General features: G+C 71.7%; 16 protein-coding genes. 14 read left to right on the top strand and 2 right to left on the bottom strand.

Annotated features, from left to right (window positions below; genetic code table 11):
* The first annotated feature begins 7 nt into the window (after positions 1-7).
* From uxaC to GKS42_RS15965, 12 genes are all read left to right on the top strand, one after another.
* Positions 8-1,426: a glucuronate isomerase gene (uxaC, locus tag GKS42_RS16020; protein WP_154794737.1), complete on the top strand. Its 1,419-nt coding sequence runs from the start codon at positions 8-10 to the stop codon at positions 1,424-1,426.
* The gene (locus GKS42_RS16015) at positions 1,423-2,805 is read left to right on the top strand and encodes a mannitol dehydrogenase family protein (protein ID WP_210769200.1); all 1,383 of its coding nucleotides are present in this window, start codon (positions 1,423-1,425) and stop codon (positions 2,803-2,805) included. Before uxaC ends, GKS42_RS16015 begins: the two co-directional genes overlap by 4 nt.
* A 5-nt stretch (positions 2,806-2,810) precedes the next feature.
* Positions 2,811-4,382 carry a gluconokinase gene (locus GKS42_RS16010; protein ID WP_154794736.1) on the top strand — a complete coding sequence of 524 codons (1,572 nt, stop codon included), beginning with the start codon at positions 2,811-2,813 and terminating at the stop codon, positions 4,380-4,382.
* Positions 4,383-4,625: 243 nt separating this feature from the next.
* Positions 4,626-5,762: an LLM class flavin-dependent oxidoreductase gene (locus GKS42_RS16005; RefSeq protein WP_154794735.1), complete on the top strand. Its 1,137-nt coding sequence runs from the start codon at positions 4,626-4,628 to the stop codon at positions 5,760-5,762.
* Entirely contained in the window at positions 5,759-6,244 is a 486-nt protein-coding gene (locus GKS42_RS16000) for a MarR family winged helix-turn-helix transcriptional regulator (RefSeq protein ID WP_154794734.1), read from the top strand. Before GKS42_RS16005 ends, GKS42_RS16000 begins: the two co-directional genes overlap by 4 nt.
* Positions 6,241-6,816, top strand: coding sequence for a CE1759 family FMN reductase (locus GKS42_RS15995; RefSeq protein ID WP_154794733.1), 576 nt, complete (start codon positions 6,241-6,243; stop codon positions 6,814-6,816). The genes GKS42_RS16000 and GKS42_RS15995 overlap by 4 nt, the downstream gene beginning before the upstream one ends.
* 202 nt (positions 6,817-7,018) lie before the next feature.
* Positions 7,019-8,476, top strand: coding sequence for a sulfatase-like hydrolase/transferase (locus GKS42_RS15990; RefSeq protein WP_154794732.1), 1,458 nt, complete (start codon positions 7,019-7,021; stop codon positions 8,474-8,476).
* Between the two features lie 32 nt (positions 8,477-8,508).
* Entirely contained in the window at positions 8,509-9,813 is a 1,305-nt protein-coding gene (locus GKS42_RS15985; protein ID WP_168217865.1) for an ABC transporter substrate-binding protein, read from the top strand.
* Between the two features lie 10 nt (positions 9,814-9,823).
* A complete protein-coding gene (locus tag GKS42_RS15980; RefSeq protein ID WP_210769199.1) occupies positions 9,824-10,846 on the top strand; it encodes a LacI family DNA-binding transcriptional regulator in 1,023 nt (340 codons plus the stop codon).
* A gap of 258 nt (positions 10,847-11,104) precedes the next feature.
* Positions 11,105-14,074 carry a leucine--tRNA ligase gene (gene leuS / locus GKS42_RS15975; RefSeq protein WP_154794730.1) on the top strand — a complete coding sequence of 990 codons (2,970 nt, stop codon included), beginning with the start codon at positions 11,105-11,107 and terminating at the stop codon, positions 14,072-14,074.
* 60 nt (positions 14,075-14,134) lie between these two features.
* Positions 14,135-15,463, top strand: coding sequence for an aminoglycoside phosphotransferase family protein (locus GKS42_RS15970; protein ID WP_168217864.1), 1,329 nt, complete (start codon positions 14,135-14,137; stop codon positions 15,461-15,463).
* A 224-nt stretch (positions 15,464-15,687) separates the two neighbouring features.
* Positions 15,688-17,061 (top strand): MFS transporter, encoded by a 1,374-nt coding sequence (locus GKS42_RS15965; RefSeq protein ID WP_168217863.1) that lies wholly within the window; start codon positions 15,688-15,690, stop codon positions 17,059-17,061.
* Positions 17,062-17,125: 64 nt separating this feature from the next.
* Here GKS42_RS15965 and GKS42_RS15960 read toward each other — a convergent pair whose 3' ends face one another.
* The gene (locus GKS42_RS15960) at positions 17,126-19,198 is read right to left on the bottom strand and encodes a helicase HerA-like domain-containing protein (protein ID WP_154794727.1); all 2,073 of its coding nucleotides are present in this window, start codon (positions 19,196-19,198) and stop codon (positions 17,126-17,128) included.
* Between the two features lie 473 nt (positions 19,199-19,671).
* Between GKS42_RS15960 and GKS42_RS15955 the strand changes: the two genes are divergently transcribed.
* Positions 19,672-20,238, top strand: a complete 567-nt coding sequence (locus tag GKS42_RS15955; protein ID WP_154794726.1) for an SLBB domain-containing protein — start codon at positions 19,672-19,674, stop codon at positions 20,236-20,238.
* A 210-nt stretch (positions 20,239-20,448) separates the two neighbouring features.
* Here GKS42_RS15955 and GKS42_RS15950 read toward each other — a convergent pair whose 3' ends face one another.
* Positions 20,449-20,889: a hypothetical protein gene (locus GKS42_RS15950; protein WP_154794725.1), complete on the bottom strand. Its 441-nt coding sequence runs from the start codon at positions 20,887-20,889 to the stop codon at positions 20,449-20,451.
* 130 nt (positions 20,890-21,019) lie between these two features.
* Between GKS42_RS15950 and GKS42_RS26045 the strand changes: the two genes are divergently transcribed.
* Complete coding sequence (locus tag GKS42_RS26045; RefSeq protein WP_168217862.1) at positions 21,020-21,205, top strand: DUF1508 domain-containing protein; 186 nt, start codon at positions 21,020-21,022, stop codon at positions 21,203-21,205.
* Position 21,206 lies beyond the last annotated feature (1 nt).

The raw sequence follows: 21,206 nt of genomic DNA, 5'->3' as shown, positions 1-21,206 counted from the left end.
GGGGCCCATGTCAGCCACCGCCGCCCTTGACGTCCACCCCGATCGACTGCTGCCCGCGGACCCCTCGCTGCGGTCCGTCGCACGCCGGCTCTACGACTCGGTCAAGGACCTGTCGATCATCTCCCCGCACGGTCACGTGCCGCCGCAGTGGATCGCGCAGGACGTCCCGTTCCGGGACCCGACCTCGCTGCTGATCACACCGGACCACTACGTGAACCGGATGCTGCACGCGAACGGGGCGTCGCTGGCCGACCTCGGGGTCGGCCGTGGGCCGCTCTCGGACGAGGACGCCCGCGCCGCGTTCCGGATCCTCTGCACGAACTGGTCCGCCTTCCGAGGCACCCCGGTGCGGTACTGGTTCGAGGATGAGCTCGGTCCGATCTTCGGCATCACCGAGCGTCCGAGCGAGGCGAACGCCGACGCGATCTACGACCAGATCGCCGCGAAGATCGCGACCCCCGAGTTCCGCCCGCGGGCATTGATGGACGCCTTCGACATCGCGGTCATGGCCACCACGGACGACCCGTGCGACGACCTGTCCGCCCACACCCAGCTCGCCGAGGATGCCTCGTTCACGCGCCGAGTGGTCCCGACGTTCCGCCCGGACAAGTACCTGGACGCCTCGCTGGCCACCTGGAACGCCGACGTCGACCGACTCGGGGAGGTCTCCGGGATCGACACCGGCGACTACGCCGGCTACATCGCCGCACTCGAGGACCGCCGTCGGTACTTCGTCGCCCACGGTGCGGTCTCGGCCGACCACGGCGTCATCGACGCCCGCACCGACATCCTCAGCACCGAGGAGGCGACACGGATCTTCGCCGCCGCTCGCTCCGGCTCGGTCACCGACGACGAGGCCACGGCGCTGCGCCGGCACATGATCTCGGAGATGGCCCGGATGTCCTGCGAGGACGGCCTGGTCATGACGATCCACCCGGGCGTGCGGCGCAACCACCACACGCCGACGTTCGAGACCTACGGCGCCGACGTCGGCTGCGACATCCCGATCGCGGTCGAGTACACCGACGCGCTGCGGCCGCTGTTGAACGCCTACGGGACCCACCCGAACCTGCACCTGGTGTTGTTCACCATCGACGAGACCGTCTACTCGCGCGAGATCGCGCCGCTGGCCGGGTTCTACCCGTCCGTGTACGTGGGCGTGCCGTGGTGGTTCATCGACGCACCGGAGGCGATCCAGCGGTTCCGCGCCGCCGTGACCGAGACCGCCGGGTTCGCTCGCACGTCCGGCTTCATCGACGACACCCGCGCGTTCTGCTCCATCCCGGCCCGCCACGACATGAGCCGCCGCCTGGACGCCGGATACATCGCGAAGTTGGTCGTCGAGCACCGGCTGCCCGAGGATGAGGCGTTCGAGGCCATCACCGACCTGGTGGCGAACAACCCGCGAAAGGTGTTCAAGCTGTGACTGCGACCCCTCGGCTGTCCCGATCCCTGCCCGATACGCCGGCCGCCGCGCCGGTGCGCATCGTGCACCTGGGGGTGGGCAACTTCCACCGCGCGCACCAGGCCTGGTACACCCACCACGCGCCGGACGCCGCCGAGTGGGGGATCGCGGCCTTCACCGGTCGCCGTCCCGATCAGGCGGAGGCGCTCAGCCCACAGGACGGCCTGTACACGCTCGTCGTGCGTGGCCGCGAGGGCGACTCCTACGAACTGGTCGGCTCGCTGTCCGCCGTGCACGCCGCGTCCGAGCAGGACGCCTACCTCGGCTACCTGGCCGACCCGGAGCTGGCCATCGTCACGATGACTGTCACCGAGCACGGCTACGTGCGCGGCGAGCGCGACCACCTCGACGCCCGGCGCCCCGAGGTGCTCGCCGACGTCTCGGCGCTGCGCGAGGACCCACGCTCGCCCGTGACCACGATGCCGGCCAAGCTCGTCGCCGGGCTGCTCGCCCGCCGGGCCGCCGGGGCCGGTCCGCTGACGATCCTGTCCTGCGACAACCTGCCCGAGAACGGTTCGGTCACCCGCACCCTTGTCACCGAGCTCGCGGCGCTCGTCGACGAGTCCCTCGTGGACTGGACCGACGCGAACGTCGACTTCGCGACGTCCATGGTGGACCGGATCACCCCGGCCACGACCACCGACGACCGCGCGCACGTGGCCGCCGAGCGTGGCTATGACGACGCGTCCCCGGTTCCGACCGAGCCCTTCAGCGAATGGGTCATCTCGGGCGCGTTCCCGGCCGGCCGGCCCCGCTGGGAGGACGCCGGCGCGAAGGTCGTCGACGACGTCGCCCCGCACGAGCGGCGCAAGCTCTGGCTGCTCAACGGCTCGCACTCCCAGCTGGCCTATGTGGGCAGCGTGCGCGGACACACCACGATCGACCAGGCCATCGCGGACCCCAGCTGCCTGGCCTGGGTCGAGCAGTTCTGGGACGAGGCGCAGGCCAACCTCGGCCTGCCGGTCGGGGACGTGAGCGCCTACCGCGCCGCACTCCTGGACCGTTACCGCAACGAGCGGGTTCGGCACCTGCTCGCCCAGATCGCCAGCGACGGCTCGCAGAAGCTTCCCGTGCGCACGCTGCCCACCCTGAACGCCGAGCGGGCCGCCGGGCGGGTCCCGGTGGGTGCGGCCACCACCCTCGCCGGGTGGGTGCTGCACCTGCGTGGCGTCGGTGCCCCGGTCAAGGACCCCGGCGCCGGCCCGGCGCAGGACGCCGCGAACGCGGGCGAGCTTGACGACGTCGTGCCCGCGGTCCTGAACACGCTCCAGGCGGACCTGGGCGCGGACGCGGACCTGGTCGCGGCCGTCGTCGCCCAGGCTGCGGCGATCCAGGAGTAGCCCCGGTGGTTGGTGCTCTCCCGGTGCTGATCGGCCTCGACGTCGGCACCACGGCCGCGAAGGTGGCCGCCTTCGAGGTGGCCGACGCCGCCGGGGAGGGCCGCTCCACCACCGCCGTCGGGGCCTCGGTCGCGGCGGCACAGCGCGAATACCCGCTCGAGCAGCCCCGCCCGGGCTGGCAGGTGCAGGACCCCGCCGCGATCCTCACCGGGGTCGACGCGGCGCTCGCCGATGTCGTCGCCCAGCTGGGCGAGCGCCGGGTCCTCGGCCTGTCGGTGTCCGCCGCGATGCACGGGCTCATCGGGCTCGACGCCGACGGGGGGCCGCTCACCCCGCTGATCACGTGGGCCGACGCGCGTTCGGCAGCCCAGGCACGCGAACTGCGTGCGGCCGGCCGCGGCGCGGAACTGCTCCGGCTGACCGGCACGCCGGTCCACCCGATGAGCCCGCTGGTCAAGCTCATCTGGTTCGCCCGGCACGAGCCGGAGCTGGCCGCGCGGGTGCGTCGCTGGGTCGGCCTGAAGGACCTGGTCCTCGCCCACCTGACCGGACGCCTGGTCACCGAGCTCTCCAGCGCCTCCGCCACCGGGCTGCTCGACGTGCACACCCGGGCCTGGTCCCCGCTGGCCCTCGACCTGGCCGGCGTCAGCGCCGACCAGCTCCCCGAGGTGCTGCCCACCACCGCCACCCTGCCCCTGACCAACGGCGTGGCGGACGCGACGGGCTTGACCGCCGGGCTGCCCGTGGCCGTCGGCGCGGCGGACGGCCCGCTCGGCAACCTGGGCACCGGCGCGATCACGCCCGGGATCGCCGGCCTGTCCCTGGGCACCAGCGGCGCGGTCCGGATGGCCGTCAACGAGCCGGTGACCGACGACGCCGGCCGGCTGTTCTGCTACGCCCTCACCGAGGACCTGTGGGTCCTCGGCGGCGCCGTCAGCAACGGCGGGATCACGCTGCGCTGGGCGGGGGAGACGTTCACCCCGGACCTGCTCGCGCACGGCCACGCGGACACCGAGCTCCTCGCGCTCGCATCCCAGGTCCCGCCGGGCGCGGACGGACTCGTGATGCTCCCTTACGTGCTCTCGGAGCGGGCACCGCTGTGGGACCCGGACCTGACCGGCGCGTTCCTCGGGGTGCGCCACCACCACGGCCGGGCCCACTTCCTGCGGGCGGCGGTCGAGGGGGTCTGCCTGCAGGTCGCCACGATCGTGGACCTGTTGGACGCGGTGGCCCCCGTTCGGGCCGTGCGCGCCACCGGGGGCCCGTTCCGGGCTGAGTTGTGGCGCGAGGTCATGGCCGCCACGATCGGCCGGCCGTTCGCGATCGCCTCGGACGCCGGTGGCACCGCGCTCGGTGCCGCGGCGCTGGGCTGGTACGCCCTCGACGGCGCCGCCGACCTGGCCACGGCGCTGCGGGCGGTCGGTGGTCCCGGCGTCGACGGCGGGGTCGACGGCGGCACTGACGTCCCGGTGCCCGCCGACGTGGTCGCGGGTTACGACGCGCGCCGCAAGCGCCTGCCGGCGCTGATCCGCTCCCTCGCCGAGGTGGCCGACGTCCTCGAGGCCGCCCGCCCCTGACCGACCGGCCGACCGACCGGGGTCGCGCTTGAACGCGAGATTGTTGCCCCGTCTCGTCGGATCGGAGCCAACAGCCTCGCGTTCGAGCGGCGAGCCGACAGGCCGAGCCGACCCTCCGCCGTCGGCGGGACGTTGTGGCGCACGCCACGACCAAGGCGAGCGACCCGCCGGGAATACCTGACGCCGTCGTGCGTTGACACCCGTAGAATCATGCAAACGCATGAAGATCGAGGAGGAGTTCAGATGCAGTTCGGGATCTTCACCGTCGGGGACGTCACCACGGATCCGACCACCGGCAAGACGCCCACCGAGGGTGAGCGGATCAAGGCGATCCTGACGATCGCCAAGCACGCCGAGGACGTCGGTCTGGACGTGTTCGCGACGGGGGAGCACCACAACCCGCCGTTCATCCCCTCCTCGCCGACCACGATGCTCGGTTACATCGCCGCGCAGACGTCCAAGATCATCCTGTCCACCTCGACGACCCTGATCACGACGAGCGACCCGGTGAAGATCGCCGAGGACTTCGCGATGCTCCAGCACGTCTCCGACGGTCGGGCGGACGTGATGCTCGGCCGCGGCAACACCGGCCCGGTGTATCCCTGGTTCGGCAAGGACATCCGCCAGGCGATCCCGCTGACCGTCGAGAACTACCAGCTCCTGCGCCAGCTGTGGGATGAGGAGGTCGTGGACTGGGAGGGCCGCTTCCGGACTCCGTTGCAGGGCTTCACGTCCACCCCGCGTCCGCTCGACGGCGTCGCCCCGTTCGTGTGGCACGGCTCGATCCGCTCACCGCAGGTGGCCGAGCTCGCCGCGTTCTACGGCGACGGCTTCTTCGCGAACAACATCTTCTGGCCGAAGGAGCACTTCAAGCAGCTGATCGGCCTGTACCGCCAGCGCTTCGAGCACTACGGGCACGGCACCGCCGACCAGGCGATCGTCGGCCTCGGCGGGCAGGTGTTCATGCGCAAGAACTCCCAGGACGCGGTCCGCGAGTTCCGTCCGTACTTCGACAACGCGCCGGTCTACGGCGGTGGCCCCTCGCTCGAGGAGTTCACCGACGCGACCCCGCTGACCGTTGGCAGCCCGCAGGAGGTCATCGACTCCACCCTGGCCTTCCGCGACACCTTCGGCGACTACCAGCGCCAGCTGTTCCTGATGGACCACGCCGGCCTGCCCCTGAAGACCGTGCTCGAGCAGCTCGACCTGCTCGGCGGCGAGGTGGTGCCGGTGCTGCGCGCCGAGTTCGCGAAGAACCGGCCGGCGCACGTGCCGGACGGCCCCACGCACGCGGCGCTGGTCGCGGCCAAGGGCGCCGAGGTCGACCTCACCCCGCGTGAGGTCGTCAAGGACACCGTCACCGGTCGCACCGCATCATGACCACCAGGACGGCCGCACTGGCCTGGGAGGCGTTGTTCCGCACGCAGGTCACGCTGATGCGGCGGTTCGAGGCCGCGCGCGACTTCGAACCGCTCAGCTCGCGTGAGTACGACGTGCTGTTCAACCTCTCCCGGATGCCCGACGGCGCGGCGCGGCTTCGCGACCTGAACGCCCAGTTGCTCATCTCGCAGCCGAGCCTGTCCCGGATGGTCGACCGCCTGGCCGCCGCCGGGCTGGTCGCCCGGCGCGAGGCCGATGACGACGGCCGCGGTGTGGTCGTCGCGCTCACCGACGCTGGAGCCGAGCAGCAGAAGCAGATCGGACGACGGCACGTGCGCCACATCTCGGCCCTCGTCGACGCCGGTCTGGACGAGGCCGACCAGCTCGCCCTGGCCCGGATCTGCCAGCGACTGCAGGCGGCCGTCACCGACACCCCGACCACCAACCGGATCCGCACCAGAACGGAGACCCCGAGCTCATGACCGAGCCACTGAAGATCGTCGCCCTCACCGGCGGCGTCGGCTTCCCTTCGACCACCCGCACGCTCACCGACGACCTGCTCTCCGCCGTCGCCGAGTCCGCGACTGCGGCCGGTGTCGAGGTCAGCCTGCGCACCGTCGAGGCGCGCGAGCACGCTGCGGACGTCGCGAACGCGACCGTGCTCGGGCTGCCGAGCCCCGCGCTCGACGAGGCCCTGCAGCTGGTCGAGGGCGCGGACCTGCTGATCGCGGCGAGCCCGGTGTTCCGTGGCTCCTACGCGGGCATCTTCAAGGCCTTCATGGACCTGGTGGACCCCGTCGCGATGCGCGGCAAGACGGTGCTCCTCGGCGCCACCGGCGGCTCGTCGCGACACCAGCTCGCCATCGACCAGGCGATGCGGCCGCTGTTCGCCTACTTCGGTGCACTGATCGCACCGACGGCCGTCTATGCCTCCGCCGACGACTTCGCCGTGGCGGGCCGGGCCATGCCCGCGCTGACCGAGCGCATCGCCCGCGCCGGCGACGAGGCGCTGCGTCTGGCCGTCGTCACCGCACGGGCACACGCCGGGGCCTGATCCGTCGACCCGAGCGAGCCCGTGCGAGCGGGCCCGCTCGGGTCAGTGGCGTCTGAAACGGCCGGCGGTCCAATCGCGCCGCCAGCGAGTACAGCGCTAGAAACTCATCTGGCGAATCTCTGGACTCGGACGTCTACAGCGCTGTAGATTTCTGACGCACCCGGCGAGGCCGCCGGACCCGCGAGAGGAAATCCCAGGCTCCATGACATCCACCGACCAGCCGAACATCGTGCTGCTGATGACCGACCAGCAGCGCGCCGGCTTCACCGCAGCCGAGGGCGGCCCGGACACGATGCCGCGCCTGGACCGGCTGTTCGCCGACGGAGCGCGGTTTCCCCGTGCCTACACCTCCAGCCCGGTCTGCGTACCGGCCCGCACCAGCCTGCTCACCGGCCGGTTCCCGAGCGCGCACGGCGTGCGCCAGAACAGCACGGCGGAGTTCGCCCGGTACGCCACCGACCTGCTGGACCTGCTCCGCGGCGCCGGGTACTCGCTGCACTTCAGCGGCAAGCCCCACATGCATCGTGGCCCGGCTGACTTCGACACCTTCAACGGCCCGTACCTGCACGACGGCGGACCGGGCACCGACAGTGAGCACGCCGAGTTCGACGCGTGGTTGCGCGGGCTCGACCACGGCGTGGCCGCCGAGCCCACGCCGTTCGGGGTCGAGGCCCAGCTGCCGTACCGGATCGTCGACGGCGGCATCGAAGCACTCGGGACCACGGCCGCCGAGCGGCCGTTCTTCCTCTGGCTGTCCTTCCCCGAGCCGCACAATCCCTACCAGGTGCCCGAGCCGTACTTCAGCATGTTCGCCGAGGCGGACGTGCCGGAGCGGGCCGTCGGACCCGAGGTCCTGGACCGGCTCGGGTGGCGCTACCGCTGGTTGCGCCGGCTCATCGAGGACAAGCGGCCCGGCTACGACGAGCATTGGCGACGCTACCGCGCGAACTACCTCGGGATGCTGCGCCTCATCGACGACCAGGTCGGGCGCCTCCTCGACCACCTCGGCGACCGGTGCGAGAACACCCTCTTCGTGTTCGTCACCGATCACGGGGACTTCCTCGGCGACTACGGCCTGCAGCGCAAGGGCGCCGGGATGTCGGACGCCCTGATGCGCATCCCGCTGGCGCTGCGCGGGCCGGGGATCGTGCCGCAGCGCCGCGACGAGCTCGTGTCCATGGTGGACCTGCTGCCGACGATCGCCGAGTGGCTCGGTGAACCGATCCCCGCCGGTGTGCAGGGCCGGTCGCTGGCTCCGCTGTTGCGCGGCGAGGGCGCTCCGGGTGCCGAGTTCGGCAGCATCCTCGGCGAATCCGGCTTCGGCGGCGTCTCCTACGCCGAGTCGGACCGGCCGCCACTGCACTTCCCCTACGACGGGCCTACCTTCGACGAGCTGAACAGCGTCACCATGAGCGGTGAGACGCGCATGCTCGTCTGCGGCCGGTACAAGCTCGTCGTCGACGACACCGGCGACGAGCTGCTCTACGACCTCGAGCGCGATCCCGCCGAGCTCGAGGACCTCAGCGACGACCCCGCCCATGGCGAGGTTCGCGCGGACCTGCACCGTCGGCTCGTGCAGTGGCTCCTGCGCGCCGCCGACGACCTGCCAGAAGGCCACTACCGGCCGAACCACCGTCCCCACAACTGGCGCTGGGCCTGACCCGGCCGGTGCCGCGACCAATGGAGGTCACCGTGTCACCCATCGATCGACGGACGTTCCTCGGTGCCGGCGGCGCCGCCCTCATCGCGGGTGCCCTCGCGAGCTGCCGTTCCGGAGGTGGCGCAGGTGGCGGCGCCGACGGTTCCGGCTCGGCGGACTCCCTGCGGGTTGCCTGGTACGGCGGTCAGCCCGCCCACGAGGGCATCGAGGGCGCCCTTGCCGCCTTCGGCGAGGACCACCCGGACTCCTCGATCACCACCGAGAAGGCCCCGTTCGGCGATTACTGGGACCGGCTGGCCACCCAGGTGGCCGGCGGTGACGGGCCCGACGTGCTGCGGATGTCCATGACGTTCCTCGCGGAGTACGCCGACCGCGGGGCGCTCCTGGACCTCAGCGACCACGTGGGCGACGTCATCGACACCGCAGCGCTGGACGAGGACGTCGCGACCAGCGGCTCCCTGAACGACGGCCTCTACGGGATAGGTCAGTCCTCGATCACGCACGCCACGTTCCGGAACACCGGTCTGGCTCAGGAGCACGGCGTGGCGCTGCCCGAGCAGTGGAGCTGGAGCGACTTCACCGAGTTCTGCTCCTCCTTCGCTGACGCCGCGGGACCGGGGAAGTACGGATCGACGGACGCCGGTGGCGACTTCCAGATGTTCGAGGTCTGGGCGCGCCAGCACGGCACGGACCTGTTCGACGAGCAGGGCCTGGCCGTCGGCGCCGACGTCGTCGAGGAGTGGCTGGTGATGTGGCAGACGCTGCGGGAGGCCGGGGCGGTGCCGCCGCCGGACGTCACGGCCGAGAGCGACTCGTTCGAGACGTCGCAGCTCTCACAGCTCAACGCCGCGGTCACCTTCGGGTGGGTGCAGCAGGTCACGTTCCTCCAGCCGTTGGTTCCCGAGTATCCGCTCGCGGTCGGCCCGGTGCCCGGCCTGACGGCCGGGTCCCTGGACGGGCAGTTCGTCAAGGCCCTCGACTTCTGGTGTGTCATGAACACGTCGGCGAACGCCGACGCCGCCGCGGAGCTGATCGACTTCCTCCTCAACGACGAGCGCGCGATCACGTCCATCGGGCTGACCCTCGGCGTGCCACCCTCGGCGAGCTCGCGGGAGCTGCTCGCCCTGGACCCGCAGACCCCGGAGGGACGTGCCGTGGCCTTCGTGGACCAGATCGCCGACCAGGTCGGACCGTCGCCGGACGCCTGGCCCACCGGCTACGGCGAGTTGCAGGGCAGCGTGTTCCCGCGGCTGAACGAGGACGTGGGTTTCGGGGCGGCCACGCCCGCCGCGGCAGCCGCGCAGTTCGTCGAGGAGGCCGCACGCGTGCTCGGGTAGGGTGACCGCCGTGGTCCAGGACCGGAGGTCTCCGCAGCCTCGCCTCACCGACGTCGCCGAGATCGCCGGGGTGTCGATGAAGACGGTCTCCAACGTGATCAACGGCTACGCGCACGTGAGCGAGAGCACCCGCACGCGGGTGCTCGCGGCCATCGAGGAGGTCGGCTACCGGCCGAACCTGTCCGCCCGCAACCTGGCCCGCGGACGCTCCGGCGTGATCGCGCTCGTGGTGCCCCGCCTGGAGATGCCGTACTTCGCGGCGCTCGCCGGCCGGGTGGTCGAGCGGGCCGAGGCCCGTGGCTGGTTCGTGCTCATCCACGAGAGTGGCGGTGACCTCGCGGCCGAGCGGGAGGCGCTCGAGGGCCGCTTCCCCCAGCGGATCGACGGACTCATCGTGAGTGTGCAGCACCTCGCGCCCGCGGACCTGGCCGCACGCACCGACCGGACCCCGCTGGTGCTGCTCGGCGAGCAGACGTTCGGCAGCGTGGCCCACCACGTGGCCATCGACAACACCGAGGCCGCACGCGCCGCCGTCGGGCACCTCCTGGAGCTCGGCCGGCGACGGATCGCGCTGGTGGGGGCGACGCCCGGGCCGCGCCAGCAGGGCTACGTCGAGGCGTTGGAGTCGGCGGGCCTGCCGGTGCTGCCCGAGCTGATGGTGCCGATCACGGCCAACTCGGGGGAGGAGGGCGAGCGTGCGACCCGGGCCCTGCTCGAGCTCGGCGCCGCCACCCCCGATGGGATCTTCGCCGTCACCGACTGGGTGGCGCTCGGCGCGATGCGCGCGCTGCACCTGCGCGGCCTGCACGTACCGGACGACGTCGCGGTGGTCGGGTTCGACGACATCCCGTATGCGCGGGCGGTCACGCCCTCGCTGACCACGGTCTCCCCGGACCGCTCGGCCCTGGCCGAGGCGGCGCTGCGGATGCTCGAGGCGCAGATCGCGGCGAACGGCGGCCCGGTGCCGCCTGTCGACGAACAGGTCCCGTTCAGTCTCGTGGTCCGAGAGAGCACCGCGGGCATCCATCCCTGACCCGGTGCGGCAGGTCCGTGCCCAGGCGAACCAAGGTCTGCCGTGCCGCCGGCCACAGGCACCGCGCAGATCGGGCTGCGGTAGGCTGATGGGATGTTCTCCACGGAGCTGTTGCTTACCCAGCCGCGCTGATCTGCAGCGGACGCCCACGCGGCGTCGCGTCAGCGCGGCCGACCTCCCACGTTCTGCGGGGGGTCGTTCTCATGTCAGCCTCCGTGACGCCGCCGCCTGCCGGTGGCCCTGCCCAAGGAAACGCACATGTCTGAGCCTCACGCCGCCGTCACCGATACGGCCGGCACCGACGTCGCCGTCCCGGCCCACCGCTACACCGCGGACCTGGCGGCTCACATAGAACTGTCCTGGCAGGAGCGGTGGGCCGCCGAGGGCACGTTCCACGCGCCGAACCCGACCGGTGACCTGGCCGGCGGCGGTGAGGTCCCGGCCGAGAAGTTCTACGTGCTGGACATGTTCCCCTACCCCTCGGGCAAGGGCCTGCACGTGGGACATCCGCTGGGTTACATCGCCACGGACGTGGTCGGCCGGTTCAAGCGGATGACCGGGGCGAACGTGCTGCACGCGCTGTCCTACGACGCGTTCGGGCTGCCGGCCGAGCAGTTCGCCGTGCAGACCGGCCAGCACCCGCGCATCACCACCGACGAGAACATCGACACGATGCGCCGCCAGCTGCTGCGGATGGGCCTGGCGCACGACGAGCGCCGCTCGTTCGCCACCACCGACGCCGGCTACGTGCGCTGGACGCAGTGGATCTTCCTGCAGATCTTCAACTCCTGGTACGACCACGACGCGCCACGGCCCGGCGGCGGCGTGGGTGCCGCGCGCCCGATCGCCGAGCTGGAGGCCGCCTTCGCGGCGGGGGAGCGGGCCGTTCCGGACGGGCAGGACTGGGCGGACCTGAGCGCGGCCGAGCGTGAGGACGTGCTGGGCACCTTCCGCCTCGCCTACGTGGCGGACGTGCCGGTGAACTGGTGCCCCGGTCTGGGTACGGTGCTGGCCAACGAGGAGGTCACCGCGGAGGGCCGCTCCGAGCGCGGCAACTTCCCGGTCTTCAAGCGCAACCTGCGCCAGTGGATGATGCGGATCACCGCCTACGGCGACCGGCTGGTGGACGACCTGGACCGGCTGGACTGGCCGGAGAAGGTCAAGACCATGCAGCGGAACTGGATCGGGCGCTCCGAGGGCGCCCGGGTCACCTTCGCGGTCGCGGGGGGCGACGGCGGCCCTTCCGCGGGTGCCGACGGCGCCAGTTCCGTGGGTGCCGATGGCGCCGCTGCCGAGATCGAGGTGTTCACGACCCGCCCGGACACCCTGTTCGGTGCGACGTTCATGGTGCTGGCCCCCGAGCACCCGCTGCTGGACGCGGGCGTGCCCGCCGAGTGGCCCGAGGGGACCCACTCCGCGTGGACCGGCGGGCACACGGCCCCCGCCGACGCCGTCGCCGCCTATCGCGCCGCGGCCGCGGCGAAGACGGACATCGAGCGCCAGGCCGAGGGCCGCGAGAAGTCCGGCGTGTTCACCGGCCTGTACGCGATCAACCCCGTCAACGCCGCCCGGCTGCCCGTGTTCATCGCGGACTACGTGCTGATCGGCTACGGCACCGGCGCGATCATGGCCGTGCCCGGCGGGGACGCGCGTGACCACGACTTCGCCACCACCTACCAGCTGCCGATCGTGCACACGGTAGCGCCGCCGTCGGGCTTCGAGGGCGGTGCCTACGGGGGCGACGGTGCCATCATCAACTCGGCGAACGACGAGGTCAGCCTGAACGGGCTGGACGTGGCGCAGGCCAAGCGAACGATCACCGCCTGGCTGGAGCGCAGGGGGCTGGGCGCCGCGACGGTCACCTACCGGCTGCGGGACTGGCTGTTCTCCCGGCAGCGGTACTGGGGCGAGCCGTTCCCGGTGGTCTACGACTCCGACGGCCGCGTGATCGCGCTGCCGGACGAGCTGCTGCCCGTCGAGCTGCCCGAGGTCCCGGACTTCTCGCCGCGCACGTACGCCGACGACGACGCCGAGTCCTCCCCGGAGCCCCCGCTGGCCCGGGGTGAGCAGTGGGTGAACGTCGAGCTGGACCTGGGCGACGGGCCGAAGGTCTACCGCCGGGACACGAACACGATGCCCAACTGGGCAGGCTCGTGCTGGTACGAGCTGCGCTACCTGGACCCGACGAACACGTCCGCGGCCGTGGACCCCGAGATCGAGAAGTACTGGATGGGGCCGCGCACCGGCCCGGACGGCAAGCCCACCACGGGGGGCGCCGACCTGTACGTCGGCGGCGTCGAGCACGCCGTGCTGCACCTGCTGTACGCACGGTTCTGGCACAAGGTGCTGTTCGACCTGGGCCACATCTCGAGCGTCGAGCCGTTCCACAAGCTGTTCAACCAGGGCTACATCCAGGCGTACGCCTACTCCGACGCCCGCGGCGTGCACGTGCCCGCCGAGGAGGTCACCGAGGAGGTCGGCTCCGACGGCGACCCGATCTGGACCTGGAACGGCCAGGTGGTCAACCGTGAGTACGGCAAGATGGGCAAGTCCCTGAAGAACATGGTCACCCCGGACGAGATGTACGCCGCCTACGGCGCGGACACGTTCCGGGTGTACGAGATGAGCATGGGGCCGCTGGACCTGTCCCGGCCGTGGGACACCCGCGCGGTCGTCGGGGCGCAACGGTTCCTGCAGCGGTTGTGGCGCAACGCGGTCGATGAGGAGACCGGAGAGCTGACCGTCACCGACGCCCCGGCCGACGACGAGACCCGCCGCGTGGTGGCCAGGACGATCGCGGACGTGCGCACCGAGATGTCCGCGATGCGCCCGAACACGGCCATCGCGAAGCTGATCGTGCTGAACAACCACCTGACCTCGCAGGCGCACGTCGCCCGCGAGGCCATCGAGCCGCTGGTGCTGATGACCGCACCCGTGGCCCCGCACATCGCCGAGGAGCTGTGGCAGCGGCTGGGCCACACCGAGTCGCTGACCTACCACGCGTTCCCGGAGGCCGACGAGGCGCTGCTGGTCGCCGAGACCGTGACCTGCGTGGTGCAGGTGCAGGGCAAGGTGCGGGACCGGCTGGAGGTAGCGCCGTCGATCGGCGAGGACGAGCTGCAGGAGCTGGCGCTGGCCGCCCCAGCCGTGCAGCGCGCGCTGGACGGCCGCGGTATCCGCAAGGTGATCGTGCGGGCACCGAAGCTGGTCAACATCGTTCCTGCCTGAGGCCGGGGCGCGCAGGTCTCGGGATATACACCGGCGGGACACCGGGGCAGGATGACTCCTGTGACGGCGCCGGCGGATCGGGACGGTCGCGTCTGGGTCGCCGCACTGGCCGGCCCGGATGTGCTGACCAGCCTTGCGCCGGACGGTGCCACGACCCTGCCGAGTGTCGCGGGCCGGTGGGTCTCCTCGACGGAGCTGCGGGCGGCGACCGGTGTCCCGGCGGCGCTACCGATCGCCCCGGCCCGGCTCGTCGGCGAGCGCGCCGTGGTGCACGTGCTCGACGTCACCGAGCCGATCGCCTGGCCCGCCGAGTACCGCGTCGCGTTCTCCGAGATCGATCGGCTCGCACTGCCTGCCAACGTGCGTGCCGCCGTCGAGCTCGCGGTCGCGGAACGGCGCGGAGCCGTTCCGACCCCGGCTCTGCGCCCCGACTGGTACCGGGCCGGCTGGCTCGACGAAGCCACGGCGTGGGTCGACGAGCAGGTCACCGCGCTCGGGCTGCGCCGCGAAGGACCGGGCGAGCCGATCAAGGTCTGGTGCCTGTCCGCCGTCATCCGGTTCGACTGCCGGGCCGACGGCGGTGCGAGCCGGCCGCTGTATCTCAAGGCCGCATGTGACTGGTTCCGGACAGAGCCGCCGATGACGGTCGCGATCGGCGCATTGGCACCCGAGCTCGCGCCAACGGTGCGGGCGGCTGAGCCGGCCCGCGGCTGGCTCCTTCTTGAACGCCTTCCCGGAACCCGCGCCGGTGCGCCCGCAGAAGCCGGTCCCGAGGACGTGGCGCTGCCGACGGCGAGGGCGATGGCCGAGGTGCAGCGTCGCTCGCTCAAGCACGTGGACGCGCTGAGGCGCGCGGGCTGTCCCGATCGCGGCACCGAGCCGACCCTGGCGGCATTCGCCGACGTCCTGGCGGCGAGCATCGAGCTGCCGCTGCTGAGCGCGGACGAACGCGCGCGCCTACTCCGGCTCGGCCGGCCCGTCGAAGCGCACCTGCGGGACCTGGCCGACTGCGGCATCCCGAACACGCTCACCCATGGCGACCTGCATGTTGGCAATGTCGCGGTGGATGCAGACCGCCTGGTCATCTACGACTGGACCGACGCTGCGATCGCGCACCCGTTCCTCGATGCCGCACTCCTCGCGCGCAGCCACCGGCAGGAGGACCCGGCGGCCGGCGACGCCGTGCTCGCGGAGTTCGCCGCGCCCTGGCGTGCCCACTCGCCCGGCGTGGATGTGGACCGCGCGCTGGCGCTCGCGCCGGTCGCGAACCTCGTCCACCAGTGCATCTCATACGAAGGGATCGCCCGGTCCCTGGAACCCGACGCTCGCTGGGAGTTGGCCGGGGTGGTCGCTGCGAACCTGCGCCGACTGCTCGAACAGTTCGGGTAGGCGGGGTCGCGGGCCTCCGGATCCCCAGTCCCGGCCGCCGTCACGAAGGCGACGTGACGTCCGCGGTGGTCAGGGCAACAACCGACAACCGCCGAACAACTCCCGGCAACCGACCGGCAACGGTTGGCAACCGCTGCCGGGCGGTGGCGTGCTCTGTCTCAATGGATCGATACCACCAACACCCATGGCCGTCGGTCCGTCCGGCGGCGGCAGAGAGGCAGATCATGAGTGTGCTCGACGAAGTGAAGGCCGCCGACCAGTCGGCGACCACGGCAGCCCCCGGCGATGTCGCCGCGGCAACCGGGGCTGGTTCGGCCACCGGTGGGGCCCAAGACACCAAGGGGCGCGGCAAGGCCGTCGGTGCCCTCGCCGTCGCGAGCGCGGTCGACAACTCCGAGAACTCGCTCATCAACACGTTCTTCCCGCTGATCAGGGACGCCTTCGGGCTCTCCCTCGGTGCCCTCGGTGTGCTGGCCAGCCTGTCCCGGTTCGCGCGGATGATCTTCGGCCCGGCCTGGGCGCTCGCCGCCGACCGGTTCGGCCGCAAGAGGGTCCTGTTCATCGTCACCGGAGTCTGGGGCCTGTGGACCGCGGCCGCCGGACTCGCGCCGGACTTCACCTGGCTCGTGATCCTGTACGGCATCGGCGTGATCGGCACCGTGGCCTCCGAGCCCATCGTGAACGGCCTGCTCGGCGACATGTTCGACGACAAGACCCGCGGCCGCGCGTTCGGCACGGTCCGCTCCGTCGCGGCCCTGCTCGGAATGGTCCTCGGCCCGGCGATCGCCCTGTTCGCGAACGACCCCAACGGCTGGCGCTACGGCATGTTCGCGATGGGCGGCCTCAGCGTGCTGTCCGGGGTGCTGATCCTGGCGTTCGTGCAGGAGCCGAAGCGCCGTTCCTCGATCTCCGACGATCCCGACGTGGGCCGGTTCAAGATCTCCGACGCCGCGAAGCTGTTCAAGATCCCCACGATCGGCCTGCTGGCCGGCATGCTTCCCCTGGTCACCTCGCTCGTCCTGTTCTCCTTCTTCGTCACCTTCATGGTCGACGTGCGCGGCTGGTCCGTTCCCTCCGCCGCCGTGCTGATGAGCGTCTTCTCCGCCGGTATGGCGCTGTCGGCCTTCCTCGGCGGACTCATCGGCGACCTCTTCGTCCGCAGGTTCGGCGCCAAGGGCCGCATCATCCTGATGCAGCTGTACCTGGTCGCGATGGCGGGCATGTCCTACGTGGCCCTGCAGATGGACTGGGGCAAGGGCGTGACCGCATACCTCATCGTGTTCGTCTTCGGACTGGTCGCCTCGGTCGGCTTCTCCGCGTGTGTGCTCCCGATGGTCTCCACCGTCGCGCCGAAGCAGCTCTCCGCGACGGCCTTCGCCGTGCTGTTCTCGCTGATCCAGGGCGCCATCAGCGCGCTGATGACCCTCGCCATGGGCTTCCTGTCCGACGTCCTCGGGCTGCAGCAGGTGATGCTCTACCTGGTCACGATCCCGTACCTGATCAACGCCGGCTACTGGTTCCTGTTCTACCGCGTGTACCCCAAGGACGCGGCCAAGCAGGCCGAGCGCACCGCCGCGATCGAGGCGGGCACCTTCTGAGCAGGACGCTGACGCTCCACCGGGTCCCTCGCCGAACCGCAGACCGCGGAACGGCGGGGGATCCTCAGCGTCTGCGGGTGCCGAAGATCGACCGGGTGATCTCCCGGCCCAGCACCGAGCCCGCGCTGCGCAGGAACGAGTCGAGTCCGGCGCGGCTGGTGCGGGCGGACGCGGCCTGCTGCTTCTCGGCCTCCCGCTGCGAGCGCTCGGCCTCCTTCGCTGCGTCCCGGCGCAGCTTCTCCTGCATCTTCTCCAGGTCCGCCTGCTCCTTGGCCCGGTCCTTCGACGCCTGCTTCTCGCTCTCCGACCGGGCCTTCGCCTCGGCCTCCGCCCGTGCCGCGGCCTCGGCGGCGGCCCGGTCGGAGTCGATCCGCCGGGTCAGCATCTCGTAGGCGGACTCGTTGTCGACGGCGGTGCCGTACTTCGCGTTCGACGGCGACGCGGTCACCATCGCGGTGAGCGTCGCCTCCGGTGCGGGGTCCATCGAGGCCTGCGGTGCTCGCAGCCGGGTCCACGCCACCGGCGTCGGCGCCCCCTTCTCGGTGAGGACCGTGACGACGGCCTCGCCGGTGCCGAGGGAGGTGAGCAGTTCCTCGAGGTCGTAGCCGGACTTCGGGAACGTGCGCACGGTGGCCCGCAGCGCCGTCTGGTCGTCCGGGGTGAACGCCCGCAGGGCGTGCTGCACGCGGTTGCCGAGCTGCGCCAGCACGTCGGCCGGCACGTCCTTCGGGGTCTGGGTGACGAAGAAGATCCCGACGCCCTTCGACCGGATCAGCCGCACCGTCTGGACCACCTGCGTGAGGAAGTCCTTGGACGCGCCGTTGAACAGCAGGTGCGCCTCGTCGAAGAAGAACACGAGCTTGGGCTTGTCCGCGTCACCGACCTCGGGCAGATCGGTGAACAGGTCCGCGAGCAGCCACATCAGGAACGTGGAGAACAGGGCGGGCCGGTCCTGCACGGACGGCAGCTCGAGGGCGGAGATCACACCGCGCCCGTCCGGCGCGAGCCGGATCAGGTCGGAGGTGACGAACGCCGGCTCACCGAAGAACACGTCCGCACCCTGCGCCTGGAGCGCGACGATCTCCCGCAGGATCACCCCGGCCGTCGCCGTCGAGATCCCGCCGATGCCCTTCAGCTCGCTCTTGCCGTCGTCCGACGTGAGGTAGGCGATGGTGGACTGCAGGTCCTTGAGATCGAGGAGTGCCAGGCCCTGGGAGTCGGCCCAGTGGAAGATCAGGCCGAGCGAGGACTCCTGGGTGTCGTTCAGCCCGAGGACCTTGGCCAGCAGCAGCGGCCCGAAGTCGGTCACGGTGGTCCGGATCGGCACGCCGTGGCCCATCCCGCCGAGGGAGTAGAACTCCACCGGGTAGGAGGCGCTGTGCCAGTCCTGGCCGAGGCTGGTGGTGCGCGCGAGGAGCTTCTCGTTGCCCTCTCCGGGCACCGCGAGGCCGGACAGGTCGCCCTTGATGTCGGCGAGGAACACCGCCACCCCGGCCTCCGAGAGGCCCTCCGCCATGCCCTGCAGGGTCCGCGTCTTGCCGGTGCCGGTGGCGCCGGCGACGAGCCCGTGCCGGTTCATCATCGACAGCGGGAGACCGATCTGGGCTCGGGCGATCGCCGCGTCGTCCTCGACCAACGCGCCAAGGGGCAGCATGCCGCCCTCGAACCGGTAGCCGGCCACGATGGCGGCCGCGGCCTCGGACAGGTCACTGCCCGACGGCGGGGCGGCGGGTTGGGTTGCCTCGGTCGCGACCGCGGGCGCTGCTTCGGTCGCCGGTGCGGGCGCTGCTTGGGTCGCGGGTGTGGGCGCTGTTTCGGTCGCGGGTGCGGGCGCTGCTTGGGTCGCGGGTGTGGGCGCTGTTTCGGTCGCGGGTGCTGCCGCTGTTTCGGGTGCCGGTTCGGGTTCAGGCGGTGGCGCTGGCGCGGCTTCGGCCTCGGGTTCCGGTTCTGGGGCGCGCTCCGGCTCGGGCACCGGCTCCGCCGCGTCGCCTCCCGGCCGCGACGATGCGGCCTGGGCGGCCTCGGCGGCCTCGAGGGCGGCCCGTGCGGCTGCCGCGCGGGCCTCGGCGGCCTCCGCCTCTGCCTGGGCGGCCGCGGCCCGGAGGGCGGCCAGGTCCGGTGTCGCGTTGTCGCTCATGGGAACACAGACTAGGGCGCACCCCACGGCGCCGACACCGCTCCCGACGTCCGGTCGGTGTCCTCGGTCCACAGCCCCGCCCGCGATGTCGGAGTCTCCCCAGGACGCCGGGCCGGCCCCGTGTCCCGGTCGGGCCGCAGTTAGCGTCCGGAGGTGTGGAGCGTCGAGGAACCGAACCGCGGGACCGGCTACGGCGCGTGCTTCGGGTGGCCTATGCCGTGCCGGACCCGGTGCCCGCCGACCGACCGGATCGCACCACCGCGCCGGGGGCTGGCTGGTCCGAGGGTCCGGCGGATCCCTGGGCCGAGGATCCTGCCGAGACCGGCGGTGGTGCGGTCGAGCCACGGCCTTCCGACGGGGCCCATGCGCCACGGCCTTACGACGAGGCCGGTGAGCCACTGCGGCCCGACAAGACCCGCACGCCACGGCGGCATGCCAACGGGTCCCGGCGCCGGTGGGGGATGCCCGCGTCGATGGCTGCCCGGGTCGGCATCGCGGTGGTCGTTCTGGCCGGGATCGCCCTCGCCATCGTCTGGCCCCGGGGTGAGCCGGAGCAGGTCCCCCAGCCACCCCTGTCCACCCCCGGTGCGCCCGTGGCGACCGACACGACCGGCCGGCCCGGTTCGCCCGAGCCTGGCCCGTCCACCTCGCCGGTGGCGTCCGGGCAGCCCACGGACGAGAACTCGGCTGCCGTCGTCCATGTGGCCGGTTCCGTCCTGATCCCCGGCGTCTACGAACTCCCCGCAGGTTCCAGGGTCGACGACGCGGTCCTGGCCGCTGGAGGTCCCACCGCCGACGCCGATCTCGACGCGGTGAACCTGGCCGGCTGGCTGCAGGACGGGCAGCAGGTCTACGTCCCGGCCGTCGGCGAGACCGCGCCACCCACCGCGGCCCCCGGTACGCAGTCCGGCACCGGCACCGGCACCGGCACGGACGCGGGCGGGGACGCCGGCGGGCCGATCGACCTGAACACGGCGACCGCCGCGGACCTCGAGGAACTGCCCGGAATCGGACCTGCGCTGTCAAGTCGTGTCCCATGACGGTTTATATATCGGTGCGCATCCGGCCATCTTGTCCCTGCGCCCGGTCGCTGCCGCGCCAGGGTGGCCACGCGCTCGGGCACCCAGCTCCTCGGTCGCGCGCCGGCCGGGCTCGCCTCGACCCCTGCCCCATGACCCCTCGGCCAGCTCGCTCGGCCGCCCGTACCGCAATGCGTCTGAGAGTGCGTGCAGGCTGAAACGTGCCTGAGGCTAGGGGGCGCCCGGCGGGTATGTGCTCTCAATGTCCACCACCATGAGGCTTACGAGACCGGACCGCAGATCGCCGACGCTGCCGAGAAGCGCTTCATCTCCTCCGCCTGGGAGCGACTGCAACCGCGCACGGACCGCGCGCGAAGCGACGAGCTGGGCTCGGTGGTTCGTGTCATGGAGCAGGGTCGCTAGGTCCGGTTGATCTGGGATGCCGAACTTCGTCACCCTTGCGTGCGCTGTGAGGTAGTCGCCGTACGCCGAGATCTTTCGCTCTCGCCGCTCGTCGTCGACTGCACGGCGCTCGGCTCGGCTAGCGGCATCCTCGGCACGCCTGCCACTCTCCTTGTTGGCTCTGTGGTTGAGCACCGTGGTGACGATCGCCGCGGCGACGCCGGAGAGCCCGACCAGGAGCGCGACCAGTAGTTGCCAGAGTTCGATCATGCTCCGAAGCATGGTGCTTCTGAACCCGTCACGTCATGGGATTGCGAACTCGACTCCCGTTCGCGAGACGGTGCCCTTTGCTCGCCCTAGCCTGGGCAGACCAGTGGACCTACAAAGGGGTGCTTCCAGGATGGCGACACGACTGGTCTACAAGCGGGCCGACGGCCGATGGGCGTGGAATCTCAAGGCCGACAATGGGCTCATCATCGCGACCGACGGCGGCCAGGGTTACGAAAATGAGGGCGACGCCCGGACAATCGCCGATGCGGTGGTGGGTGGCGCGTACAGGGATGCCGAGAAACTGGTCGGCCGCTGAG

The sequence above is a fragment of the Occultella kanbiaonis genome (assembly GCF_009708215.1).
GTDB classification, from domain to species: domain Bacteria; phylum Actinomycetota; class Actinomycetes; order Actinomycetales; family Beutenbergiaceae; genus Occultella; species Occultella kanbiaonis.
This window is presented reverse-complemented; position numbering and strand designations above follow the sequence as displayed.

What these genes read in the sequence shown, in the direction of transcription:
- GKS42_RS16000 (WP_154794734.1), top strand. Translation starts at nt 5,759, where the DNA reads ATGACCACCAGGACGGCCGCACTGGCCTGGGAGGCGTTGTTCCGCACG.
- GKS42_RS16005 (WP_154794735.1), top strand. Translation starts at nt 4,626, where the DNA reads ATGCAGTTCGGGATCTTCACCGTCGGGGACGTCACCACGGATCCGACC.
- GKS42_RS15995 (WP_154794733.1), top strand. Translation starts at nt 6,241, where the DNA reads ATGACCGAGCCACTGAAGATCGTCGCCCTCACCGGCGGCGTCGGCTTC.
- GKS42_RS15950 (WP_154794725.1), bottom strand. Translation starts at nt 20,889, where the DNA reads ATGATCGAACTCTGGCAACTACTGGTCGCGCTCCTGGTCGGGCTCTCC.
- GKS42_RS15955 (WP_154794726.1), top strand. Translation starts at nt 19,672, where the DNA reads ATGGCTGCCCGGGTCGGCATCGCGGTGGTCGTTCTGGCCGGGATCGCC.
- GKS42_RS15990 (WP_154794732.1), top strand. Translation starts at nt 7,019, where the DNA reads ATGACATCCACCGACCAGCCGAACATCGTGCTGCTGATGACCGACCAG.
- leuS (WP_154794730.1), top strand. Translation starts at nt 11,105, where the DNA reads ATGTCTGAGCCTCACGCCGCCGTCACCGATACGGCCGGCACCGACGTC.
- GKS42_RS15965 (WP_168217863.1), top strand. Translation starts at nt 15,688, where the DNA reads ATGAGTGTGCTCGACGAAGTGAAGGCCGCCGACCAGTCGGCGACCACG.
- GKS42_RS15960 (WP_154794727.1), bottom strand. Translation starts at nt 19,198, where the DNA reads ATGAGCGACAACGCGACACCGGACCTGGCCGCCCTCCGGGCCGCGGCC.
- GKS42_RS26045 (WP_168217862.1), top strand. Translation starts at nt 21,020, where the DNA reads ATGGCGACACGACTGGTCTACAAGCGGGCCGACGGCCGATGGGCGTGG.
- uxaC (WP_154794737.1), top strand. Translation starts at nt 8, where the DNA reads ATGTCAGCCACCGCCGCCCTTGACGTCCACCCCGATCGACTGCTGCCC.